Annotated in this window: 28 protein-coding genes and 1 pseudogene; 28 read left to right on the forward strand and 1 reads right to left on the reverse strand. The window is 68.6% G+C overall.

The features are described from left to right. Positions 1 to 127: 127 nt before the first annotated feature. From ACQ3I4_RS10500 to ACQ3I4_RS10625, 26 genes are all read left to right on the forward strand, one after another. Complete coding sequence (locus ACQ3I4_RS10500) at positions 128 to 4,348, forward strand: hypothetical protein (protein ID WP_430633519.1); 4,221 nt, start codon at positions 128 to 130, stop codon at positions 4,346 to 4,348. 9 nt (positions 4,349 to 4,357) lie between these two features. Then, a complete protein-coding gene (locus ACQ3I4_RS10505; protein ID WP_329860602.1) occupies positions 4,358 to 4,495 on the forward strand; it encodes a hypothetical protein in 138 nt (45 codons plus the stop codon). Between the two features lie 413 nt (positions 4,496 to 4,908). Then, positions 4,909 to 5,217, forward strand: a complete 309-nt coding sequence (rpsJ, locus tag ACQ3I4_RS10510; protein WP_003803825.1) for a 30S ribosomal protein S10 — start codon at positions 4,909 to 4,911, stop codon at positions 5,215 to 5,217. A gap of 18 nt (positions 5,218 to 5,235) precedes the next feature. Next, positions 5,236 to 5,886 carry a 50S ribosomal protein L3 gene (rplC, locus tag ACQ3I4_RS10515; RefSeq protein ID WP_329860566.1) on the forward strand — a complete coding sequence of 217 codons (651 nt, stop codon included), beginning with the start codon at positions 5,236 to 5,238 and terminating at the stop codon, positions 5,884 to 5,886. Between the two features lie 4 nt (positions 5,887 to 5,890). Next, on the forward strand, positions 5,891 to 6,496 hold the full coding sequence (gene rplD / locus ACQ3I4_RS10520; RefSeq protein WP_430633520.1) for a 50S ribosomal protein L4: 606 nt from the start codon (positions 5,891 to 5,893) through the stop codon (positions 6,494 to 6,496). Then, on the forward strand, positions 6,493 to 6,798 hold the full coding sequence (gene rplW / locus ACQ3I4_RS10525; RefSeq protein ID WP_329860564.1) for a 50S ribosomal protein L23: 306 nt from the start codon (positions 6,493 to 6,495) through the stop codon (positions 6,796 to 6,798). Before rplD ends, rplW begins: the two co-directional genes overlap by 4 nt. A 30-nt stretch (positions 6,799 to 6,828) precedes the next feature. Then, positions 6,829 to 7,668, forward strand: coding sequence for a 50S ribosomal protein L2 (gene rplB, locus ACQ3I4_RS10530; protein ID WP_329860563.1), 840 nt, complete (start codon positions 6,829 to 6,831; stop codon positions 7,666 to 7,668). Positions 7,669 to 7,680: 12 nt separating this feature from the next. Next, positions 7,681 to 7,962 (forward strand): 30S ribosomal protein S19, encoded by a 282-nt coding sequence (gene rpsS, locus ACQ3I4_RS10535; RefSeq protein ID WP_329860562.1) that lies wholly within the window; start codon positions 7,681 to 7,683, stop codon positions 7,960 to 7,962. 57 nt (positions 7,963 to 8,019) lie between these two features. Continuing rightward, the gene (gene rplV / locus ACQ3I4_RS10540) at positions 8,020 to 8,385 is read left to right on the forward strand and encodes a 50S ribosomal protein L22 (protein WP_329860561.1); all 366 of its coding nucleotides are present in this window, start codon (positions 8,020 to 8,022) and stop codon (positions 8,383 to 8,385) included. After that, on the forward strand, positions 8,386 to 9,201 hold the full coding sequence (gene rpsC / locus ACQ3I4_RS10545; RefSeq protein WP_329860560.1) for a 30S ribosomal protein S3: 816 nt from the start codon (positions 8,386 to 8,388) through the stop codon (positions 9,199 to 9,201). Continuing rightward, a complete protein-coding gene (gene rplP / locus ACQ3I4_RS10550) occupies positions 9,202 to 9,618 on the forward strand; it encodes a 50S ribosomal protein L16 (RefSeq protein WP_329860559.1) in 417 nt (138 codons plus the stop codon). A 3-nt stretch (positions 9,619 to 9,621) separates the two neighbouring features. After that, positions 9,622 to 9,936, forward strand: coding sequence for a 50S ribosomal protein L29 (gene rpmC, locus ACQ3I4_RS10555; RefSeq protein WP_329860558.1), 315 nt, complete (start codon positions 9,622 to 9,624; stop codon positions 9,934 to 9,936). Beyond that, positions 9,936 to 10,226, forward strand: coding sequence for a 30S ribosomal protein S17 (gene rpsQ / locus ACQ3I4_RS10560; RefSeq protein WP_329860557.1), 291 nt, complete (start codon positions 9,936 to 9,938; stop codon positions 10,224 to 10,226). Before rpmC ends, rpsQ begins: the two co-directional genes overlap by 1 nt. Positions 10,227 to 10,827: 601 nt before the next feature. Beyond that, a complete protein-coding gene (gene rplN, locus ACQ3I4_RS10565) occupies positions 10,828 to 11,196 on the forward strand; it encodes a 50S ribosomal protein L14 (protein ID WP_329860556.1) in 369 nt (122 codons plus the stop codon). A gap of 2 nt (positions 11,197 to 11,198) precedes the next feature. Further along, positions 11,199 to 11,561, forward strand: a complete 363-nt coding sequence (rplX, locus tag ACQ3I4_RS10570) for a 50S ribosomal protein L24 (protein WP_329860555.1) — start codon at positions 11,199 to 11,201, stop codon at positions 11,559 to 11,561. After that, positions 11,561 to 12,130, forward strand: a complete 570-nt coding sequence (rplE, locus tag ACQ3I4_RS10575) for a 50S ribosomal protein L5 (protein ID WP_430633521.1) — start codon at positions 11,561 to 11,563, stop codon at positions 12,128 to 12,130. Before rplX ends, rplE begins: the two co-directional genes overlap by 1 nt. A 60-nt stretch (positions 12,131 to 12,190) precedes the next feature. Further along, a complete protein-coding gene (gene rpsH / locus ACQ3I4_RS10580; protein WP_329860553.1) occupies positions 12,191 to 12,589 on the forward strand; it encodes a 30S ribosomal protein S8 in 399 nt (132 codons plus the stop codon). 19 nt (positions 12,590 to 12,608) lie between these two features. Then, complete coding sequence (gene rplF, locus ACQ3I4_RS10585; protein WP_329860552.1) at positions 12,609 to 13,145, forward strand: 50S ribosomal protein L6; 537 nt, start codon at positions 12,609 to 12,611, stop codon at positions 13,143 to 13,145. A 2-nt stretch (positions 13,146 to 13,147) separates the two neighbouring features. Further along, the gene (gene rplR, locus ACQ3I4_RS10590; RefSeq protein WP_329860551.1) at positions 13,148 to 13,519 is read left to right on the forward strand and encodes a 50S ribosomal protein L18; all 372 of its coding nucleotides are present in this window, start codon (positions 13,148 to 13,150) and stop codon (positions 13,517 to 13,519) included. Next, positions 13,516 to 14,232 (forward strand): 30S ribosomal protein S5, encoded by a 717-nt coding sequence (gene rpsE, locus ACQ3I4_RS10595; protein WP_329860550.1) that lies wholly within the window; start codon positions 13,516 to 13,518, stop codon positions 14,230 to 14,232. Before rplR ends, rpsE begins: the two co-directional genes overlap by 4 nt. A gap of 1 nt (position 14,233) precedes the next feature. Then, positions 14,234 to 14,440 carry a 50S ribosomal protein L30 gene (gene rpmD / locus ACQ3I4_RS10600; RefSeq protein WP_329860548.1) on the forward strand — a complete coding sequence of 69 codons (207 nt, stop codon included), beginning with the start codon at positions 14,234 to 14,236 and terminating at the stop codon, positions 14,438 to 14,440. 2 nt (positions 14,441 to 14,442) lie between these two features. After that, on the forward strand, positions 14,443 to 14,898 hold the full coding sequence (gene rplO, locus ACQ3I4_RS10605; protein WP_329860547.1) for a 50S ribosomal protein L15: 456 nt from the start codon (positions 14,443 to 14,445) through the stop codon (positions 14,896 to 14,898). Between the two features lie 296 nt (positions 14,899 to 15,194). Continuing rightward, positions 15,195 to 16,496: a preprotein translocase subunit SecY gene (gene secY / locus ACQ3I4_RS10610; RefSeq protein ID WP_329860546.1), complete on the forward strand. Its 1,302-nt coding sequence runs from the start codon at positions 15,195 to 15,197 to the stop codon at positions 16,494 to 16,496. Then, positions 16,493 to 17,065 carry an adenylate kinase gene (locus tag ACQ3I4_RS10615; protein ID WP_329860545.1) on the forward strand — a complete coding sequence of 191 codons (573 nt, stop codon included), beginning with the start codon at positions 16,493 to 16,495 and terminating at the stop codon, positions 17,063 to 17,065. The genes secY and ACQ3I4_RS10615 overlap by 4 nt, the downstream gene beginning before the upstream one ends. A 183-nt stretch (positions 17,066 to 17,248) precedes the next feature. Next, entirely contained in the window at positions 17,249 to 18,082 is an 834-nt protein-coding gene (map, locus tag ACQ3I4_RS10620) for a type I methionyl aminopeptidase (RefSeq protein WP_430633522.1), read from the forward strand. Positions 18,083 to 18,222: 140 nt separating this feature from the next. Continuing rightward, positions 18,223 to 18,804, forward strand: coding sequence for a dihydrofolate reductase family protein (locus tag ACQ3I4_RS10625; protein ID WP_329860543.1), 582 nt, complete (start codon positions 18,223 to 18,225; stop codon positions 18,802 to 18,804). Positions 18,805 to 18,997: 193 nt separating this feature from the next. Here ACQ3I4_RS10625 and ACQ3I4_RS10630 read toward each other — a convergent pair whose 3' ends face one another. After that, positions 18,998 to 19,303, reverse strand: a complete 306-nt coding sequence (locus tag ACQ3I4_RS10630; protein ID WP_329860542.1) for a hypothetical protein — start codon at positions 19,301 to 19,303, stop codon at positions 18,998 to 19,000. Between the two features lie 517 nt (positions 19,304 to 19,820). On the opposite strand from ACQ3I4_RS10630, the pseudogene ACQ3I4_RS10635 reads away from it, so the two are divergent. Next, positions 19,821 to 20,009, forward strand: a pseudogene (locus ACQ3I4_RS10635) (transposase); the annotation flags it as partial. A gap of 84 nt (positions 20,010 to 20,093) precedes the next feature. Further along, the coding region (locus tag ACQ3I4_RS10640; RefSeq protein ID WP_430633347.1) for a transposase at positions 20,094 to 20,480 on the forward strand (387 nt) is incomplete at its 3' end.

The following is a 20,480-nucleotide window of genomic DNA, read 5'->3' on the forward strand; positions in this document are numbered from 1 at the left end:
TCTGCATGCCCGGGGGAGCGGGGCCCGGCCGGGTTTTTCCACGGATGCGTCCCGCGCCCTTGACCTCCCACCGCGTATCGCTATGCTTTTGACTAATTAGGTTCGGGGCGAGGCAAGGGGAATGGCGATGGGCGAGGTCGCGGTCTTTGGGGTCCTGCTCCTGGTGATCCTGTGCGGCCCGGCCTTTCTGCTCGGCTGGTTCCTGGGGCGCCGGGCGTTGCGCCGCGGCACGGTGGCCCCGGTCCCCGCGGATGCCGCGCGGCAGGCCCTGGCCCGTGCCTGGCAGGAGGGGTACGACGCCGGACGCGGCACCTCCCAGCCGTCCCCCGCCGCGGGTGTGGTCCCGCCGGTCCCGGCTGCCGATCCGGCGACGACCGGCCGAGGTGCGGGGCCAGACCTGGACGAACCGGGCGGCACCGGGGCCACGGGGGCGCCCGGGCCCGCGTCCGGCGTCGCACCCGGCGCACGGCTGGAGCCCCGGCCGCCGCTCCGCCCCCGGCCCACCGCGGAGGAACGGGCGCTGCGCAACATCAACATCACCCTCTACGTCGCTGCCCTCCTGCTTGTCGCGGCGGCGAGCCTGTTCATCGGCCTCGGGATCCCGCCGGCCGCGCGCGTGGGTGGACTCGTCGCGGTCGCGGCCGGCTTCTACGCGGCGGGGCTCATCGTGCACGCCCGGAGCGAGCGGCTGCGGCCCGCGGCGACGGCGTTCACGGCGACCGGTCTGGCGCTCGTGCCACTCGCGGGGCTCTCCTTCCACCTGCTGGCCGGCGCGCCGGCGGAGCTCGCGTGGTTCGCGACGTCGGTGATCGGGACGGCGGCGTTCGTCGTGGCAGGGGCCAGGCTGCAGAGCCGCGTGCTCGCCGCGCTCGCACTGACGTTCCTCGTCTCCACGGCGTGGTCCGGCGGTGCGCTGCTGAACCGCGGCCTGATCTGGTACTTCATGTTCACGATGTTGCTCGCCGGGTGCTGCACGCTCGCGGCCTACGTGCAGCCGTCGTGGCTGGGGAACCTGTACGTGAAGACGTTCCAGAGCGCCCATCGCTACCTCGTGCCCGGGACGCTGCTCGCGGCGCTGCTCGTGCTCGACCAGCTCAACCAGAACGACCGCGTGGTGCTGACGCTCGCGGCGACGGTCTACTACGCCGCCGCGGCGTTCGCCGGACCCGGGCGGGAACGGCTCCTGAACCTCGGCGCCGGCCGGGCCACGGCGCTCGCGGCAGCGGGATTCACCGCGTCCGCGCTCGGGACGGCCGGGAGTGGCGTCGTGGCCGTGCTCGTGACCGGCCTCGTGCTCCAGGCGCTCCTCGTGCAGTGGTTGAAGGGACGGTACTTGCGGCTCGTCAGGCCGCGCTGGCTGTCGGCGGAACTCGCCGCCTTGCTGGGCCTCGGGCTGTTGCTGGCGCTCGCGGCCCTCGGGGCGGCCCAGCTGCGGGCGGTGTCGGGCGTCGTCGAGCCGTTCCCCGCGGCACTGGTCGTGGCACTGCTCGCCGTCGTCGCGGGCGGGGCCGTGGTCGCGTGGCGGGAACACCCCTACTACGGCGGCGCGGCGATGGCCGCGGGCCTTGGGGGCGCGGCCGTCCCGTGGACGGGGGCTCCCTGGGAGGGCTCGCCGTGGAGGGCCGCCGTGGTGCTCACCCTGGGGCTGCTCGCGGCCGAGGCCGTACGGCGCCGCGGCAGGAGCCGGGGCCGGGAGGTGGCGGCGTGGCTGCGGTGGCAGGGCGTGGTCCACGCGGGCCTGGCGCCCCTCGCGGTGGGCCTGCTGGCCGGGTGGGGCGTGGCCGTGTTCGGCCCGGGGGCGCCCGGTGCCCGGACCGTCCATGTCGCGGCGGTCGCCGCGGGCATCGCACTGCTCGTGGTGGGCGCCGTCGCGGTGCGGGCTTCGCGGGTCCACTGGGAGGCCGTCGTGCTCCTGCCCGCCGCGGTGGCCGGGGTCTTCGCGGCGGCGCACTCCGCCGCCGGATCGGCACGGGAGCTGCATGTGGGCGCCGGATCGCCCGCCTCGTCGGGCCTCGTGCCCTGGTCCATCGCGCCGTGGGCCGAGGCGCTCGCCTGGGCCGCGCTGCTGCTCGGCGTCGCCGGGGCCGCGATCATCCTCCACCGCGGGCGCGGGCGCGGGCGTGCTCGGCGCGCGGGTGCGAGCGCGTCCGCAGTGGAGGTTGAGTGGAACCGGGACCGGCTCGTGCTGCCCGGCGGCGGAGTCCTGACGCCCCGCCGGCTGGCGGGCCACGCGACGGGACTGCTCGCAGCGGCCCTGGCGCTGGGCGCGCCGCGCGTGCTGGGGCAGGACTGGGTGACCGAGGTGGTGCTGCTGCTCGTCCTGGTCCACGCCGCGCACCGGGTGCTCGACGGCGGACTGCCCTGGCTGCGCGGGGCCTACGCACTGCTGGCGCAGTCGGCCCTCAGCCTCGGGGCGGTGCACCTCGCGGAGCGCCTCGGGGCGGACGACCACGCGCTCGTCGCCCTGTTCGCCACGACGCTGGCGGCCGGTCAGACCGCCCGCGTGGTGCTCGGGCGTGGGAGCAGCGCGACGGCTGACGGGATTGGGCTGCGGCGCCTGATGGGTTGGGGAACCCTGGCCGTACTTGTCCTCCTGCCGCTCGTCTACGTGGCTACACTGGGAGACACCACTACTAGTCGAGTATCCGCCCAGTTGATAGGCGGCGCCGATCAGGCGGCATTGCTCGTGCAGCTGTTCTGCCTGGGCGTTTTCGGGGCGGCGTGGTGGCTTCGCGGGGCGGGGACCGCCGGGCATCGCTGGACGGTCCTCGCACCGGCCGCCGCCCTGGCCGGCCTGGCGACCGTTCCGTCCGGGGTCCCCACGTTGCGCGACGGCGGTTGGCTGCCCGAGTCGTTGTGGGACCGCCCCGTCGCTGTCGTCCTGCTCACGGTGATCGGGGTCGCGGCCGCCGCCCTGGATGCCGTGCCGCCGGTCAGGTGGGGCGCGGCCGCGACGGGCGTGGGAGCCGCGCTCGGCCGCCCGCAGCAGACGGTCCTCGTCGTCGGGTTCCTCTTCTGGGCCGCGCTCACGGCGCCCGGAGACGCGCCGGGTTGGCTCGTTCCGCCGCTCGCGGCACTCGCCGCGTGGCTCCTCCTCGCCTCCTGGGCCCGCGGAAACGCCCTCCTCGTTCCCGCCGCGCTGCTCGTGGCACCGTTCGCCGTCCACGCCGCCGGCCGCCAGGTGTTCGACGCGGTCGGCGAGCCCCTTCGCGCCTCCGCGGCCGTCCTGCTCGTGCTGATCGCCCTGGCGCTTCCGGGCGCGGCCGCCGCGATCGCCGGCGAGCCCCTGCGCCGGCTGACGGGCTGGGGCCCTGCCGCGGGCGGAGAGCCGGCGGGGCCGTTCGGCGACTTCCGCAGCGGGGTCATCGACCGCCGGGTCCGCTCGTGGCGGCCGGCCCACGCCCTGCTGCTGGGGACCGGTGGGCTTGTCATGCTCCTGCTCGGCGCCCTCACTGCGGCCGTCCGGGCTCCCGGCCTGGAACGCCAGGCCCGGCGCGGGGTCGCCTTCGACGAGGCCGGCAACGCCCTGGACGCGGGGAACGCCCTCGACTCCGTCGCCGCGTTCGGCGGAGCCGTCACGCCCGACGGGCTCGCCGTGGCCGCAGCGGCGCTCATCGCCCTCGGCGCCCTCGCGGGCATCCGCCAGTTCCGCCCCGGCCGGCGCGAGACCCCGGCCGAGGCCGCGGCGCTCGCCGTCGCGGCTTGCGCCCAGTACGCCTGGCTGGTGCTGCGTGACGGCGCGAGCCTGTTCTGGTGCCTCCAGTACTGGGTCGTCGTCCTGGCGCTGCTGTCCGCGTACGAGCTCTACCGCCGGCGCCCGGAACGCTTCACCGGCGCCCTCGCCGCTTCCGCCGGAATCCTGACCCTCAGCGGACCGTTCTCCGTGCTCTTCCTCGACATCCCCGGCCAGATCTGGGTACTGATCGGATTCGCGCTCCTGCTCGTCGTCGGCGTCCTGCGGAACCACCGGCTCTTCGTGGTCTGGGGCGCGATCGGCGTCGGCATCATCATCCTCTGGTACCTGCGCGGCTTCACCTTCCTCCTCCTCGCGCTCCTCGCCATGGCCCTCATCGCCTTCGCGGTCACGCAACTGGCCCGGCTCGGCCGGAAGCCCGACGCCCCGCGCCCGGGGCCGCCCGCCCCACCCGTAGCACCCGCTCCCGGCGGGCCGGGACCGGACGGTACGCTCCCGGTGCTCCCGGGAAGGGCGGCGGACGACGCCGGGGCCGCCTCCCGCGGCCCCCGGCGCCTCCCGGCCCTTCCGGACGGCACCCCGCCGACGACCGGCGTCCCGCCCGCGGACGGTGCCCTGCCCGGGACCGAGGGCCCGCCCGCGGCCGGGCGGTAGGCTGGGCGCATGGACTCCTGGATCTTCTGGATCATCGCGGGCGGGCTCGTCGCCGTCGGCTCCGCCGTGGTCTGGGGTCGGCGCACCTTCCGCCACGAGATCGACCGGGCCCGGCGCATCCGGCGCTCCCGCCGCAACGGCGACTGAGACTCCGGCCACGCACGCACCCGCGGGAGGCCCCCGATTGGCGTTAATCCGCGGAATCTGACACACTGGACAAGTTGTTCAAGCGCCTCTCCATGTCTTGAGCTCGCCGATCGGGTCACCGAAAGCGGAGCCAGGGCCGGTTTCGCCTGAGATCGCGTCCCGCCCGGGATAATGCCCGGGGCAGGGTCGGATACGACTGAAACGGAGCGGCCCAAAATAACCCCACCCCCATTCAACGGGTCGGTGTCGCGGGAAACACGCGACACGCCCGAGCGCGGGGGTCGGTACCCCGGCGGGGTGAGGAACCCGGAAACCTCCGGATTCAGTCCGCGCGGGGCGTGCCGGTCCGAAGGGACCCGATACAGGGCACAGCAACTGTACAGAGAGTGCTACTCAGAAAGAGGCATGACGCCATGGCGGGACAGAAAATCCGCATCCGGCTGAAGTCGTATGACCACGAGGTCATTGACGTTTCAGCACGGAAGATCGTTGAGACGGTCACGCGCGCAGGCGCAACCGTGGTCGGCCCCGTGCCGCTGCCGACGGAGAAGAACGTGTACTGCGTGATCCGTTCGCCCCACAAGTACAAGGACAGCCGCGAGCACTTCGAAATGCGCACGCACAAGCGTCTGATCGACATCATCGATCCGACCCCGAAGGCCGTCGACTCGCTCATGCGCCTCGACCTTCCGGCTGACGTCAACATCGAAATCAAGCTCTAGGGGAGGTGCTGAGAGACTATGACCGCAACCCGTAACGTAAAGGGCCTGCTGGGCACGAAGCTCGGCATGACCCAGGTGTGGGACGAGAACAACAAGCTCATCCCCGTCACCGTCGTGCAGGCCGACTCCAACGTCGTGACCCAGCTCCGCAACGCCGACCGCGACGGCTACACCGCCGTGCAGATCGGCTACGGCCAGATCGACCCGCGCAAGGTCACCCAGCCGCTCGCCGGCCACTTCGAGGCCGCCGGGGTCACCCCGCGCCGCCACGTCGTCGAGCTGCGCACGGCCGATGCCGAGTCCTACGCGCTCGGCCAGGAGCTGTCCGTCGAGCTGTTCGAGGCCGGCCAGAAGGTCGACGTCGTCGGCAAGAGCAAGGGCAAGGGCTTCGCAGGCGTCATGAAGCGCCACGGCTTCTCCGGCGTCGGCGCCTCCCACGGTGCCCACAAGAACCACCGTAAGCCGGGTTCCATCGGTGGCGCGTCCACCCCGGGCCGCGTCTTCAAGGGCCTGCGCATGGCCGGCCGCATGGGCGCCGTGCGCCACACCACGATGAACCTCACGGTTCACGCGGTGGACGCCGAGAAGAACCTCCTCTTGATCAAGGGTGCCGTCCCCGGCGCCCGCGGCCAGGTCGTCCTCGTGCGCTCTGCCGTGAAGGGAGCATAATCACATGGCTAACTCTGCACTGAAGGTCGAGCTTCCCGCCGACATCTTCGACGTCCAGACCAACGTGCCGCTGCTGCACCAGGTCGTCGTGGCCCAGCTGGCCGCGGCCCGCCAGGGCACGCACAAGACCAAGACCCGTGCCGAGGTCTCCGGCGCCGGCCGCAAGCCGTTCAAGCAGAAGGGCACCGGCCGCGCCCGTCAGGGTTCGATCCGCGCTCCGCACATGACCGGCGGTGGCATCGTCCACGGACCGACCCCGCGCGACTACAGCCAGCGCACCCCGAAGAAGATGAAGGCCGCCGCCCTGCGCGGAGCCCTCTCGGACCGCGCCCGTCACGACCGCGTCCACGTGGTCGAGAACCTGGTCTCCGGCGAGAAGCCGTCGACCAAGGAGGCCCTGGCCACCCTGCGCGCTCTCACCGAGCGCAAGAACCTGCTCGTCGTCATCGACCGCGCCAATGACGTTGTCGCACTCTCCGTGCGCAACCTCGAAGACGTCCACGCCATCTACGTCGACCAGCTGAACACCTACGATGTTCTGGTCGCCGATGACGTGGTCTTCACCAAGGCCGCCTTCGATGCCCTGGTCACCAAGGAGGACTCCAAGTGAGCGCCGCCCTCACCAAGTCTCCGCACGACGTCATCATTGCACCCGTCGTTTCGGAAAAGAGCTACGGCCTGATCGACGAAGGCAAGTACACCTTCCTGGTCGACCCGCGCTCCAACAAGACCGAGATCAAGCTTGCCGTTGAGAAGATCTTCAACGTCAAGGTCGAGTCGGTCAACACCATCAACCGTGCCGGTAAGCGTAAGCGCACTCGTTTCGGATGGGGGGCGCGCAAGAACACCAAGCGCGCGATCGTCTCCCTGAAGGAAGGCACTATCGACATCTTCGGCGGTCCGCTTTCCTAAGCGGAGACCACTTTAACGAGGAAATGAATCATGGGAATCCGTAAGTACAAGCCGACGACGCCGGGCCTGCGTGGCTCGTCCGTCGCCGACTTCGCAGAAATCACCCGGACGACGCCGGAGAAGTCGCTGGTCCGCCCGCTCACCAAGAGCGGCGGCCGCAACAACTCGGGCAAGATCACCACCCGCCACAAGGGTGGCGGCCACAAGCGCGCCTACCGTCTGATCGACTTCCGTCGTCACGACAAGGACGGCGTGCCGGCCAAGGTCGCCCACATCGAGTACGACCCGAACCGCACGGCGCGCATCGCGCTCCTGCACTACGTTGATGGCACCAAGCGCTACATCATCGCCCCGAACAAGCTGCAGCAGGGTGACACCGTCGAGGCCGGTCCGAACGCGGACATCAAGCCCGGCAACAACCTGCCGCTGCGCAACATCCCCGTGGGCTCGGTGATCCACGCGGTGGAGCTGCGTCCAGGCGGCGGCGCCAAGATGGCCCGCTCGGCCGGCGCCTCCATCCAGCTGGTGGCCCGCGAGGGCCGCTTCGCCCAGCTGCGCCTGCCCTCCGGCGAGATCCGCAACGTCGACGTCCGCTGCCGCGCGACGATCGGCGAGGTCGGCAACGCCGAGCAGTCGAACATCAACTGGGGCAAGGCCGGCCGCATGCGCTGGAAGGGCGTCCGCCCGACCGTGCGTGGCGTGGCCATGAACCCGGTCGACCACCCGCACGGTGGTGGCGAGGGCAAGACCAGCGGTGGACGCCACCCGGTCAACCCCAACGGCAAGCCCGAGGGCCGCACCCGCCGTCCGAACAAGGAAAGCGACAAGCTCATTGTGCGTCGCCGTCGTACTGGCAAGAACAAGCGATAGGAGCCTGGAGACATGCCACGCAGCCTGAAGAAAGGCCCCTTCGTCGATCAGCACCTTTTCCTGAAGGTCGCTGCTGAGAACGAAAAGGGCACCAAGAACGTCATCAAGACGTGGTCCCGCCGTTCGATGATCATCCCCGACATGCTCGGGCACACGATCGCCGTTCACGACGGACGCAAGCACATCCCGGTGTTTGTCACCGAGTCGATGGTCGGGCACAAGCTCGGCGAATTCGCTCTGACGCGGACTTTCCGCAGCCACGTGAAGGACGACAAGAAGGGCAAGCGCCGCTAACCCGCGAGGGTTCAGCGAGTGCTTAGCACTTCTTCGATAGACGAGAGAAGGAAAGCAATGGAAGCCAAGGCAATTGCGCGTCATATCCGCGTAACGCCTATGAAGGCCCGGCGCGTCGTCGACCTTGTTCGTGGCAAGCAGGCGAATGAGGCTCTGGCGATTCTGAAGTTCGCCCCACAGGCGGCTTCTGAGCCGGTCTACAAGGTCGTTGCGTCGGCCCTGGCGAACGCACGCGTCGCCGCGGACCGCGACGGCGTCGCGTTCAACGAGGACGAGCTGTTCATCAGCGAGGCGTTCGTCGACGAAGGTGCGACGATGAAGCGGTTCCAGCCGCGGGCCCAGGGCCGCGCGTTCCGCATCAACAAGCGCACCAGCCACATCACCGTGGTCGTCGCAACCCCGGAGAAGGGTGGGGAAAAGTAAATGGGACAGAAAGTCAACCCGAACGGCTTCCGTCTCGGCATCACCACCGACCACGTGTCGCACTGGTTCGCCGATTCGAACAAGCCGGGCCAGCGCTACAAGGACTACGTCCGCGAGGACGTCAAGATCCGCGAGCTCATGACCAATGGCATGGAGCGCGCCGGCATCGCCAAGGTGGAGATCGAGCGCACCCGTGACCGCGTGCGTGTGGACATCCACACCGCCCGCCCGGGCATCGTCATCGGCCGCCGCGGCGCCGAGGCCGATCGCATCCGCGGCGAGCTCGAGAAGCTCACGGGCAAGCAGGTGCAGCTGAACATCCTCGAGGTCAAGAACCCCGAGATCGAGGCCCAGCTGGTCGCCCAGGGCATCGCCGAGCAGCTTGCTTCCCGCGTGGCCTTCCGCCGCGCGATGAAGAAGGCCATGCAGTCCGCCATGCGTGCGGGCGCCAAGGGCATCCGTGTCCAGTGCGCCGGCCGTCTCGGCGGCGCCGAGATGTCCCGCAAGGAGTTCTACCGCGAGGGCCGCGTGCCCCTGCACACGCTCCGCGCGAACATCGACTACGGCAAGTTCGAGGCCAAGACCACCTTCGGCCGCATCGGCGTGAAGGTCTGGATCTACAAGGGCGACGTGACCGCCAAGGAGCTCGCGGCCCAGGCCGCTGCCGCTCCGGCGCGTGGCCGTGGCGACCGTCCGGGCGGACGTCCGGCCGGTGGCGAGCGCCGCCGTCGCAACGACCGCAACACCGGCGCGCAGGGGACCGAGGCCGCTCCGGCAGCCGAGGCTCCCGTGGCCGCAGAAGGAGGACAGGCTTAAATGCTTATCCCACGCCGAGTCAAGTTCCGCAAGCAGCACCACCCGTCCCGCACGGGCGCTGCGACCGGTGGCACCACGGTCAGCTTCGGTGAGTACGGCATCCAGGCCCTGACCCCGGCCTACGTGACGAACCGCCAGATCGAAGCAGCCCGTATCGCCATGACCCGCCACATCAAGCGTGGCGGCAAGGTCTGGATCAACATCTATCCGGACCGCCCGCTGACCAAGAAGCCGGCCGAGACCCGCATGGGTTCCGGTAAGGGCTCGCCGGAGTGGTGGGTTGCGAACGTCAAGCCCGGACGCGTTCTCTTTGAGCTCTCCGGCGTCAATGAAGAGGTAGCTCGCGAGGCCCTGCGCCTGGCGATCCACAAGCTTCCGCTGAAGGCACGCATCGTGCGTCGTGAGGGTGGTGAATAAGGAATGGCAATCGGATCCAAGGATCTCGCAACCGAACAGCTGGACGGTTTTGACAACGCCCGTCTGGTCGAGGAGCTGAAGAAGGCCAAGGAGGAGCTGTTCAACCTCCGCTTCCAGTCCGCCACCGGCCAGCTCGAGTCGCACGGCCGGCTGAAGTCCGTCAAGCGCGACATCGCCCGCATCTACACGGTGCTGCGCGAGCGCGAGCTGGGCATCCGTCAGGAAGTCGTCGTGCCGGTCGAGGAGACCAAGAAGGCCAAGAAGTCTTCGAAGAAGGCCGACGCCGCCGAGGCCCCTGAGGCCGAGGACGCCAAGTAATGTCTGAGAAGGAGAACGCAGTGGCTGAAGCTACCGAAGCTCGCGGTGACCGCAAGACCCTTCGCGGGTATGTGGTTTCCGACAAGATGCAGAAGACCATCGTCGTCGACGTCGAGGACCGTGTGAAGCACGCCCTCTACGGCAAGGTGATGCGCCGCAACAAGAAGATCAAGGCCCACGACGAGAACGGGATCGCCGGCATCGGCGACCTGGTCCTCATCGCGGAGACCCGCCCCTTGTCCAAGGACAAGAACTGGCGCCTAGTCGAGGTCATCGAAAAGGCCAAGTAGCCCGGACGGTGCCCACGCACTGATCACACGACGCCGGTGCGCCCCCGAGAAGGGGAGCGCACCGGTGTCGTGCTTTAACCACCCCACCCCAGCGCACGTTGCCCACCCCGCCCCAGCGCACTTTATGGTTCAACCGAACCGGAAGGTGCAGCTCAGCGCCGCTGCGCCCGCCCAAAGGTGCGCAGGATGCCCGAAAGGTGCGCTGGGGGAGGACTGTGCGGAGCTGACGTCGGGGGATCGCGAGGGGCGCGCGACGCCGGTGCGCCGGGGACGCCGCCTGCATGTGAGGCGTTCCGATACCGCAGCCGGGACGCGATTTCAACTCTGCGGGATCGTCGCGTAGACTTGTGTATCTGTGCGCTCTGCATGCCCGGACTATCCACCCGTGCATCAGGCACTCGCGCGCGGCGGAAGGGTCTTCAGGCCCCGCCGGCGCGCGGCACGGCCCTGTGGCGATGCGCCTCGGCCCTGCTTCCCCAGCGGCACCGGACACCGGAAGGTTCCCGTCGTTTGGAGGTGGGGGTAAGCGCCAGCGACAGGTGGACCATATCCGTTCCGCAAGGCTCCTTGGGAGAACCAGCGAGACGACAGGAGTTAAAGAGTGATTCAGCAGGAGTCGCGACTGAAGATCGCCGACAACACCGGTGCCAAGGAAATCCTTGCCATCCGTGTTCTCGGTGGATCCGGACGTCGCTACGCAGGCATCGGCGACGTCATCGTCGCCACCGTCAAGGACGCGATCCCTGGCGGCAACGTCAAGAAGGGCGATGTGGTCAAGGCCGTCATCGTCCGGACGAAGAAGGAACGCCGCCGTGCGGACGGTTCCTACATCAAGTTCGACGAGAACGCAGCGGTCATCCTCAAGAACGATGGCGAGCCGCGCGGTACCCGTATCTTCGGCCCGGTCGGACGCGAGCTTCGCGACAAGAAGTTCATGAAGATCGTTTCCCTGGCTCCGGAGGTGCTGTAACCATGGGTGCAAAGATCAAGAAGGGCGACCTGGTGCAGGTCATCAGCGGCGCCAAGCAGGACCGCGGCGGCGACCGCGGCAAGCAGGGCAAGGTCCTGAAGGTGTTCACGGAGACCAACCGCGTGCTCGTCGAGGGCATCAACCGCGTCACCAAGCACACCAAGGCCGGCCAGACCGAGCGCGGCACGCAGACCGGTGGCATCGAGGTCGTCGAGGCCCCGATCCACGTCTCCAACGTCGCCATCGTCGACCCCGAGACCAAGAAGCCGACCCGCGTCGGCTTCCGTCTCGAAGAGGTCGAGAAGAACGGCGTGAAGAAGACCGTCCGCGTGCGCTACGCCAAGGCTTCCGGAAAGGCTCTGTAATGACTGAAGCAGCTGTCAAGACCCAGCCGCGCCTCAAGGGCAAGTACCAGGACGAGGTCCGCGCCGCCCTCCAGGAGCAGTTCGGCTACTCGAACGTCATGCAGGTTCCCGGCCTCACCAAGGTCGTCGTGAACATGGGTGTCGGCGAGGCCGCCAAGGACTCCAAGCTCATCGAGGGGGCCGTCCGCGACCTCACCGCCATCACGGGCCAGAAGCCGCTCGTCACCAAGGCCCGCAAGTCGATCGCCCAGTTCAAGCTGCGCGAAGGCATGCCGATCGGTACCCACGCGACCCTGCGTGGCGATCGCATGTGGGAGTTCGTCGACCGCCTCGTCACCCTGGCGCTGCCCCGTATCCGCGACTTCCGCGGCCTGAACGGCAAGCAGTTCGACGGCAACGGCAACTACACCTTCGGCCTCACGGAGCAGTCCATGTTCCACGAGATCGACCAGGACAAGATCGACCGCGTGCGTGGCATGGACATCACCGTGGTGACCACCGCCAAGACCGACGAAGAAGGCCGTGCGCTGCTCAAGGCGCTGGGCTTCCCGTTCAAGACCGACAACTAGTTCAACTACGCCCCAGGTCCGCGTGAGCGGAAACCGGAGCGAGGAAGGGCAGAAGCCCAAATGACCATGACAGATCCTGTCGCAGACATGCTGACTCGTCTGCGCAACGCCAACTCGGCCTACCACGACACGGTGTCGATGCCGTCGTCGAAGCTGAAGGTGCGCGTTGCCGAAATCCTCAAGCGCGAGGGCTACATCGCCTCGTTCGTCGAGGAGGCAGCCGAGGTCGGCAAGAAGCTGACCATCACCCTGAAGTTCGGACCGAACCGCGAGCGTTCCATCGCCGGTGTTCGCCGCATCTCCAAGCCGGGCCTGCGCGTCTACGCGAAGTCCACCAACCTGCCGCACGTCCTCGGGGGCCTCGGCATCGCCATCCTGTCCACGTCCTCCGGTCTGCTGACTGACCGCCAGGCTGCCAAGAAGGGCGTGGGTGGGGAAGTCCTCGCCTACGTCTGGTAACGGGAAGGGAGAAGGAACCATGTCACGTATTGGACGTCTTCCAATCACCGTCCCCGCGGGCGTCGAGGTCAAGATCGACGGCGCACTCGTTTCCGTCAAGGGCTCCAAGGGCGAGCTGAGCCACACCGTGGCCAGCCCGATCGCCGTCGAGCTCGAGGACAACACCGTCACGGTGTCCCGTCCGAACGACGAGCGCGAGTCCCGGTCGCTCCACGGCCTGACCCGCACCCTGATCGCCAACATGATCCAGGGCGTCACCGAGGGCTACTCCAAGCGCCTCGAGATCCACGGCACCGGCTACCGCGTGCAGGCCAAGGGCGCGAACCTCGAGTTCGCCCTCGGCTACTCGCACCCGGTCTCCGTGGAGGCCCCGGAGGGCATCACCCTGACCGCCGAGGGTGCCAACAAGGTGCTCGTCGCCGGCATCAGCAAGCAGCAGGTGGGCGAAGTCGCCGCCAACATCCGCAAGCTGCGTAAGCCGGATCCCTACAAGGGCAAGGGCATCCGCTACGAAGGCGAAGTGATCCGCCGCAAGGTCGGAAAGGCTGGTAAGTAATCATGGCTATCGGAATCAAGGGTAAGAGCAAGGCCGCTGCACGTGGCCGCCGCCACCTGCGTGTCCGTAAGCGCATCGTGGGCACCGAGGTGCGTCCGCGCCTCGTGGTCAACCGCTCGGCCCGCCACATGTTCGTCCAGATCGTGGACGACAGCAAGGGCGTGACCGTGGCCTACGCTTCCACCCTGGAAGCCGACCTGCGCGCGTTCGACGGCGACAAGACCGCCAAGGCCAAGCGCGTCGGCGAGCTCGTTGCCGAGCGTGCCAAGGCCGCCGGCATCGAGGCCGTGGTCTTCGACCGCGGCGGCAACAAGTACCACGGCCGTGTGGCCGCGGTGGCCGACGGCGCCCGGGAAGGTGGTCTGGCACTGTGAGCGAAGCTACTAACGAGAAGGAAACTCAGGTGTCTGAAGCTACCGAGGCCGCAGCGACGACGGCGGATGCCGGTTCGCGTCGTGGCGACAACCGCGGCGACAACCGTGGACGCGGCGAGGGCCGCGGCCGCGGCGAAGGCCGTGGACGTGGTGGCCGCGATGGCGGCCGCGACAACCGCAACGACGACAAGGACAAGTTCCTCGAGCGCGTCGTGGCCATCAACCGCGTGTCCAAGGTCGTCAAGGGCGGCCGCCGCTTCAGCTTCACCGCCCTCGTGGTGGTCGGCGACGGCAACGGACTCGTCGGAGTCGGCTACGGCAAGGCCAAGGAAGTTCCCGCGGCCATCGCCAAGGGCGTCGAAGAAGCGAAGAAGTCCTTCTTCCGCGTTCCCCGCGTCGGCTCGACGATCCCGCACATGGTCACGGGCGAGGCCGCTGCCGGCGTCGTCCTGCTGCGTCCGGCTTCCCCGGGTACCGGCGTGATCGCCGGTGGTCCGGTCCGCGCCGTGCTCGAGTGCGCCGGCATCCACGATGTGCTGTCCAAGTCCATGGGTTCCTCGAACCAGATCAACATCGTCCACGGCACCGTGGCGGCGTTGAAGGCCCTCGAGGAGCCGCAGGCCGTGGCCGCGCGCCGTGGTCTGCCCCTGGACGAGGTCGTCTCTCCGCAGATGCTGCACAACATCCAGAATCAGCAGAAGGCAGGTGCGTAAAGTGGCAAAGAACTTTGTCCCGAGCGACGCCAAGCTGGCAATCACCCAGATCAAGTCCACCATTGGTGGCAAGCAGAACCAGCGCGACACCCTGCGTTCGCTCGGCCTGAAGCGGATCGGCCACACCGTGGTCCGCAACGCCGATGCCGTGACCGTGGGCATGATCAACACGGTTCCGCACCTCGTGAAGGTTGAGGAGGCGAAGTAATCATGGCAACGAAGGAAACCGCACTCAAGGTGCACCACCTCCGTCCGGCCGAGGGCGCCAAGACCGCGAAGACCCGTGTGGGTCGCGGTGAGGGCTCCAAGGGCAAGACGGCCGGTCGCGGCACCAAGGGCACCAAGGCCCGCTACCAGGTCAAGGCCGGCTTCGCGGGCGGGCAGCTTCCGCTGCACATGCGCCTGCCGAAGCTCCGTGGCTTCAAGAACCCGTTCCGCGTCGAGTTCCAGGTCGTGAACCTGGACAAGCTGAACGAGCTCTTCCCGGAGGGTGGCGAGGTCACCGTCGAGGCACTGGTCGAGAAGGGCGCCGTTCGCAAGAACCAGCCCGTCAAGGTCCTGGGCACCGGCGACATCACCGTGAAGGTGGACGTGAAGGCCGACGCCTTCTCCAAGTCCGCCGCCGAGAAGATCGCCGCCGCCGGCGGTTCGGTGACCGAGCTCTAAGGTCCCCGTGATCACACGGTTGTAGAGGTCCCCGGGGGACCGGTCCTTCGGGTCCGGATCCCCGGGGGCCTTTCCGCATCCGGGGCCCACGTCTCCGCGGGTCCCACTGACCGCGCCCCCCCGGTGGCGTCGGGCTAGATGCCGGAAGGCGCTCCGCGTATTCCAGCCTTTTCCCCGACCTCGCGGGAGGGGGTTGGCGGCCTCGCCCCTGGTGGCGCGGGTCACGTGGAGAATAACGGTAGACTCATCAAGTCATTCCCGGCATCGCGCCGGAACCACATCTTTCAGGAGGACGCTTGCTCAGCGCCATTGCCCGGGTATTCCGGACGCCTGACTTGCGACGCAAGTTGTTGTTCACGCTCGGCATCATCGTGATCTACCGCGTCGGCGTGTTCATCCCCACGCCCGGAGTGGACTACGGCAACGTGCAGCAGTGCCTCGCCCTCGGCAACACCACGGGCGGCATCTACGAGTTCGTGAACCTCTTCTCCGGAGGCGCGCTCCTGCAGGTCTCGATCTTCGCGATGGGCATCATGCCCTACATCACCGCGTCGATCATCGTGCAGCTGCTGCGCGTGGTGATCCCGCGCTTCGAGGAGCTGCACAAGGAAGGCTCGGCCGGGCAGTCCAAGCTGACGCAGTACACGCGCTACCTCACGGTCGCGCTCGCGCTGCTGCAGGCCACGACGCTCGTCTCGCTCGCCCGCAGCGGCACGCTCTTCCAGTGCCCGCTGCCGATCATCCCCGACGAGTCGATCGTGAACATCCTGCTCATGGTCCTGACGCTCACCGTCGGCACCATGATGATCATGTGGTTCGGCGAGCTCGTCACGGAGCGCGGCATCGGCAACGGCATGTCGCTCATGATTTTCGTGTCCATCGCCGCCGGCTTCCCGTCCTCCATGGGCGCCATCATGAACACCCAGGGCTGGGGCGTCTTCTTCGGCGTCATCCTGATCGGCCTCGTCGTCGTCGCCCTCGTCGTGTTCGTCGAGCAGTCCCAGCGCCGCGTGCCCGTCCAGTACGCCAAGCGCATGGTGGGCCGCCGCACCGTCGGCGGGACGTCCACCTACATCCCGATCAAGGTCAACATGGCCGGCGTGATCCCCGTGATCTTCGCGTCCTCGATGCTCGCGCTGCCGTCCATGCTGGTCCAGTTCAACGCGCGTCCCGACGGCTCGCTGCCGGACTGGGCGCTCTGGATGCAGACCTACTTCAACGGCTCCAGCCCGCTGTACATGGTGGTCTACCTGCTCCTGACGATCTTCTTCACGTACTTCTACGTCTCCATCACGTTCAACCCGGTGGAGGTCGCGGACAACATGAAGAAGTACGGCGGCTTCATCCCCGGCATCCGTGCCGGCCGCCCCACGGCCGAGTACCTGCAGTACGTGCTCAGCCGCATCACGTTCCCCGGCTCGATCTACCTCGGCCTGATCGCGCTCACCCCGCTGATCGCGTTCGTCCTGATCAACGCCGACCAGAACTTCCCCTTCGGCGGTGTCTCGGTCCTCATCATGGTCGGTGTGGGTCTTGAGACCGTCAAGCAAATCAATGCCCAGATGCAGCAGCGACACTACGAAGGACTTCTGCGATGACACGACTCCTCATCATTGGCCCGCCCGGATCCGGCAAGGGGACCCAGGCCTCCCGCATTTCCCAGAACCTCGGCGTCGTGGCGATCTCCACCGGCGACATCTTCCGCGCCAACGTCAAGGGCGGCACCCCGCTCGGCGTCGAGGCGAAGAAGTACATCGACGCCGGGAACTTCGTTCCCGACTCCGTCACCAACGACATGGTGCGCGACCGCCTGTCCCAGGACGACGTCGAGCCCGGCTTCCTCCTGGACGGCTACCCGCGCACCTCGGCTCAGGTCGACGCGCTCGACGGGATCCTCGCCGAGAACGGCCAGCAGCTTGATGCCGTGCTGCTGCTGACGGCGGACGACGACGAACTGGTCACCCGCCTGCTCAAGCGCGCCGAGATCGAGGGGCGGGCCGACGACAACGAAGAGGTCATCCGCCACCGCCTGGGCCTGTACCACGCGGAGACGGCAGTCGTCGTGGACCGCTACCGCGACCGCGGGATCGTGCGGGAGGTCGACGGCCTCGGCGACATCGACGACGTGACCGCCCGCATCCTCTCGGCCCTCACGCCGGCCAACTAGCACCAGGCACAACAGCCACCCGGCCCGCGGCAGACCCCCGCCCGCGGCCACGACGCTCCAGCGGCGGGCGGGTCGGGCCGCCCCGCGTCGCCCGACTCGGCCACCACCGAAGCCCCCGCCCCGCACGGGCGGGGGCTTCGGCGTCGTACGGGATAATGAAGCGGAACCAACGGAAGGAAACCCATGGCTTTCGGCCAGCCGAAGATCGAATACAAGTCCAACGCGCAGATCCTCAAGATGCGCGAGGCTGGCCTGGTCCTGGCCGAGGCCCTCGATGCCGCGGAGGCCGCGGCCCAGGTCGGCGCGACGACCGCCGAGATCGACGCCGTCTTCGCCGCCGTGCTCAAGCGGCACGGGGCGCAGAGCAACTTCAAGGGCTACCACGGCTTCCCGGCGACGATCTGCGCGTCGGTCAACCACGAGGTCGTCCACGGGATCCCGGGCGGATACGTCCTGGCCGATGGCGACGTCCTGAAGATCGACGGCGGCTGCATCGTCGAAGGCTGGCACTCCGACTCCGCGCGGACGGTGATCGTCGGGACCGCGGATCCGGCCGATCAGCGGCTGAGCGACGTCACGCAGGAGGCGATGTGGCGGGGGATCGCGGCCCTGGCCGAGGCGCGCTTCGTCGGACAGATCGGCGACGCGATCGATGACTTCGTCTCCGCGCAGGAGGGCGAGCCGCTCGGGATCCTCGAGGACTACGTCGGACACGGGATCGGCTCCGAGATGCACATGGCGCCGGATGTGCTGAACTACCGCACCGGCCACCGCGGGCCCCGTGTCAAGCCGGGGATGTGCTTCGCGATCGAGCCGATGCTCGTGCGCGGCTCGATCGAGACGCACGTGCTCCAGGACGAGTGGACGGTCGTGACCGACGACGGGGCGCGCGCCTCGCAGTGGGAGCACACCGTCGCCGTCCATCTGGGCGGGATCTGGGTGCTCTCCGCGCACGACGGCGGCGAGGCCGGGCTTGCGCCGTTCGGCGTGAAGCCGTCGCCGCTGCAGAAGCTGTAGGCCGCGGGTCCCGACCTCTCCCGGCGGCGTCGGGGAAAGTGCGTGAAAGCCGGTCGCGGAGGGACATCTTCCCCGACATCACGTGATGCGGCCGGCGTCCCGCGCTACGGTAGGGGCATCCCAGCGCAGAGGAGCACTCCATGGGCCAGGTCGTGATGTACGGCTCGGTGTCGGTCGACGGATTCATCGCCGACGCGAACGATCAGCCCGGGCCCTTGTTCGACTGGCTCACGAATGGCGACGTGTCATTGGACGACGGCGGGGTCTTGAAGGTATCTCAGACCTCGTACGACTACACCAGGCCGTACTGGGACGGGATCGGGGCGACCGTTGCCGGCCGCCACGTCTTCGACATGACCGACGGTTGGGACGGGACGCCTCCGGCCGGTGTCGACCACGTCGTCGTCGTGACGCACCGGGGCCCGCCGGAGGGCTGGAATCACGCGGCGCCGTTCCACTTCGTCGCGGGCGTCGAGGCGGCCGTGGCCAGGGCCCAGGAGCTCGCGGGCGCGCGTATCGTCGAGGTCGCTGCGGGCGACGTCGGTGGTCAAGTGCTGGCCGCGGGCCTGGTCGACGAGATCCGCATGGACATTGCGCCCGTCGTGTTCGGGTCGGGGAAGCGCTACTTCGGATCCGTCGACGCACAGCACCTCCTGGAGGATCCCGTGGAGGTGATCCAGGGCAACCGGGTGCTCCACGTCCGGTATCGGGTGCGGCGTTGACCTGGTCCACTCGGTGACCGCGACCCGACCCATTCGACCGATCCGCCCGGTCCGCACCCACCCGTGGTGTCGGGGAAAGTGCGGGAAAGCCCGCGGCGCAAAGGGACATCTTTCCCGACGCCACGTGGTGCGGGCGAGGCCCCGGGTCAGGACCCAGCCGAGGTTCCGGGCGAGCAGCCACCGAGGGCGCCGCTCAGGCCGCCGCGGCCAGGGCCCTGCGCACCAACGCCGCGGCCCGGCGGAACCCGTCTCTCCCATCCGACGCGTCGAACTTGAGGTACTCCCACCCGGCGGCCGTGAACGCCAGGTCCCGCCGGTTGTCGCGGGTCAGCTGCTCCGCGTTCCGGTGGTGGGCGCCGTCGTACTGGATCCCAAGGCGCGCCCAGCGGTAGCCGAGATCGCACGAGGGCGAGACCCACGCGCCGGGATCGAGGCGGATCTGCAGCTCCGGCTCCGGCAGTCCGGCGTCCAGCAGGGCGAGCCGCAAGCGCGTCTCCATCGCCGAATCGGACCCCACGCGGACGAGGTCGAGGGCCTCCCGGGCGCGCGCCGTCCACGGGAACCCCCGGTGACTCTCGAGCAGCCGGGCGAGCGAGTCCCGCGTCGCCGGGCGCGGCGGTCTCCGTGACGTCGAGAGCGGAGAAGCGCATCCGATGCGTGGTGACGCCGCCGATCTCCAGGGGCTTGGCGCGGAAGCGGGTCAAGTGCAGCTCGGTCCCGGTCTCGAGCCCCTGGGGCAGCCAGAGCCTGTGAATCCGCGCGGCGGTCGCGTGGCTGGCCATGGCTCCGGGGTAGAGCAGGCAGAGCCCCGCCGCGACCGCGGATTCCGACGCCGGTGCCGCCCCGTGCGCGAAGAGTCCCCGGTGGAGCGGGCGGACGTCGTGGGCGCGCAGCCAGTAGTGCCCATTAGCGTGGTGTACGACCGGCCCGCTGGGCGTGGCGTCCTAACGTAAGGCGGCCATCGCGTGATTCTTGAAACGACCTACCAAAGTACGTTTCGAAAGAGAGCCCACGCGATGACCGCACCCCATGTTATCGACCCTGCCCGCTTCCTGTCCGAGCAGCTCGCCCAGGCCTCCCCGGACCTGATGCGTCAGATGCTGACCACGTTCATCAACGCGCTGATGAGCGCCGAGGCCGACGCGGTCTGCGGCGCCGAGTACGGGGCCCGGTCCGAGGAGCGGACCAACTCCCGCAACGGCTACCTGAATATTCGCTTGGGACTGTGGAAATAACGGTGTATCCGGCTCGACACGCCGGGCGGTAAGCCTGGCGGGGAGGAGCCCGATATGGCCGCAACACTTGAGGCTGTGCCGAGTACGAAAACCGCTGAAAAGAAGACAGAAGTATCCGAGGGCGACGCTGCGCGCGAGCTGGTCAGAATGGCGAAGGAACAGGGCCTGTCCCTGACCGGGCCGGACGGTCTGCTCAAGCAGCTGACCAAGACCGTGATCGAGACCGCGCTCGATGAGGAAATGACCGAGCATCTCGGATATGAAAAGCACGATACGGCAGGGAAGCAGACCGCGAATTCCCGCAACGGCGTGCGCCCAAAAACGGTGCTGACGGAGACCACGGGCCCGGTGGAGGTGGACGTGCCGCGGGACCGGGAAGGGACCTTCTCACCGGTCATCGTCAAGAAGCGTCAGCGCCGCCTGACCGGTGTCGATGAGATG

Source organism: Zafaria sp. Z1313, assembly GCF_050563205.1.
Taxonomy (GTDB): Bacteria; Actinomycetota; Actinomycetes; order Actinomycetales; family Micrococcaceae; genus JAZDCJ01.

What these genes read in the sequence shown, in the direction of transcription:
- rplF (WP_329860552.1), top strand. Translation starts at nt 12,609, where the DNA reads ATGTCACGTATTGGACGTCTTCCAATCACCGTCCCCGCGGGCGTCGAG.
- rplB (WP_329860563.1), top strand. Translation starts at nt 6,829, where the DNA reads ATGGGAATCCGTAAGTACAAGCCGACGACGCCGGGCCTGCGTGGCTCG.
- rplR (WP_329860551.1), top strand. Translation starts at nt 13,148, where the DNA reads ATGGCTATCGGAATCAAGGGTAAGAGCAAGGCCGCTGCACGTGGCCGC.
- rplV (WP_329860561.1), top strand. Translation starts at nt 8,020, where the DNA reads ATGGAAGCCAAGGCAATTGCGCGTCATATCCGCGTAACGCCTATGAAG.
- map (WP_430633522.1), top strand. Translation starts at nt 17,249, where the DNA reads ATGGCTTTCGGCCAGCCGAAGATCGAATACAAGTCCAACGCGCAGATC.
- rpsJ (WP_003803825.1), top strand. Translation starts at nt 4,909, where the DNA reads ATGGCGGGACAGAAAATCCGCATCCGGCTGAAGTCGTATGACCACGAG.
- rpsC (WP_329860560.1), top strand. Translation starts at nt 8,386, where the DNA reads ATGGGACAGAAAGTCAACCCGAACGGCTTCCGTCTCGGCATCACCACC.
- rplO (WP_329860547.1), top strand. Translation starts at nt 14,443, where the DNA reads ATGGCAACGAAGGAAACCGCACTCAAGGTGCACCACCTCCGTCCGGCC.
- rpmC (WP_329860558.1), top strand. Translation starts at nt 9,622, where the DNA reads ATGGCAATCGGATCCAAGGATCTCGCAACCGAACAGCTGGACGGTTTT.
- ACQ3I4_RS10615 (WP_329860545.1), top strand. Translation starts at nt 16,493, where the DNA reads ATGACACGACTCCTCATCATTGGCCCGCCCGGATCCGGCAAGGGGACC.
- rplD (WP_430633520.1), top strand. Translation starts at nt 5,891, where the DNA reads ATGGCTAACTCTGCACTGAAGGTCGAGCTTCCCGCCGACATCTTCGAC.
- ACQ3I4_RS10500 (WP_430633519.1), top strand. Translation starts at nt 128, where the DNA reads ATGGGCGAGGTCGCGGTCTTTGGGGTCCTGCTCCTGGTGATCCTGTGC.
- rplC (WP_329860566.1), top strand. Translation starts at nt 5,236, where the DNA reads ATGACCGCAACCCGTAACGTAAAGGGCCTGCTGGGCACGAAGCTCGGC.
- rplP (WP_329860559.1), top strand. Translation starts at nt 9,202, where the DNA reads ATGCTTATCCCACGCCGAGTCAAGTTCCGCAAGCAGCACCACCCGTCC.
- ACQ3I4_RS10625 (WP_329860543.1), top strand. Translation starts at nt 18,223, where the DNA reads ATGGGCCAGGTCGTGATGTACGGCTCGGTGTCGGTCGACGGATTCATC.
- rpsH (WP_329860553.1), top strand. Translation starts at nt 12,191, where the DNA reads ATGACCATGACAGATCCTGTCGCAGACATGCTGACTCGTCTGCGCAAC.
- rpsS (WP_329860562.1), top strand. Translation starts at nt 7,681, where the DNA reads ATGCCACGCAGCCTGAAGAAAGGCCCCTTCGTCGATCAGCACCTTTTC.
- rpsQ (WP_329860557.1), top strand. Translation starts at nt 9,936, where the DNA reads ATGTCTGAGAAGGAGAACGCAGTGGCTGAAGCTACCGAAGCTCGCGGT.
- rplE (WP_430633521.1), top strand. Translation starts at nt 11,561, where the DNA reads ATGACTGAAGCAGCTGTCAAGACCCAGCCGCGCCTCAAGGGCAAGTAC.
- ACQ3I4_RS10630 (WP_329860542.1), bottom strand. Translation starts at nt 19,303, where the DNA reads ATGGAGACGCGCTTGCGGCTCGCCCTGCTGGACGCCGGACTGCCGGAG.
- ACQ3I4_RS10505 (WP_329860602.1), top strand. Translation starts at nt 4,358, where the DNA reads ATGGACTCCTGGATCTTCTGGATCATCGCGGGCGGGCTCGTCGCCGTC.
- rplX (WP_329860555.1), top strand. Translation starts at nt 11,199, where the DNA reads ATGGGTGCAAAGATCAAGAAGGGCGACCTGGTGCAGGTCATCAGCGGC.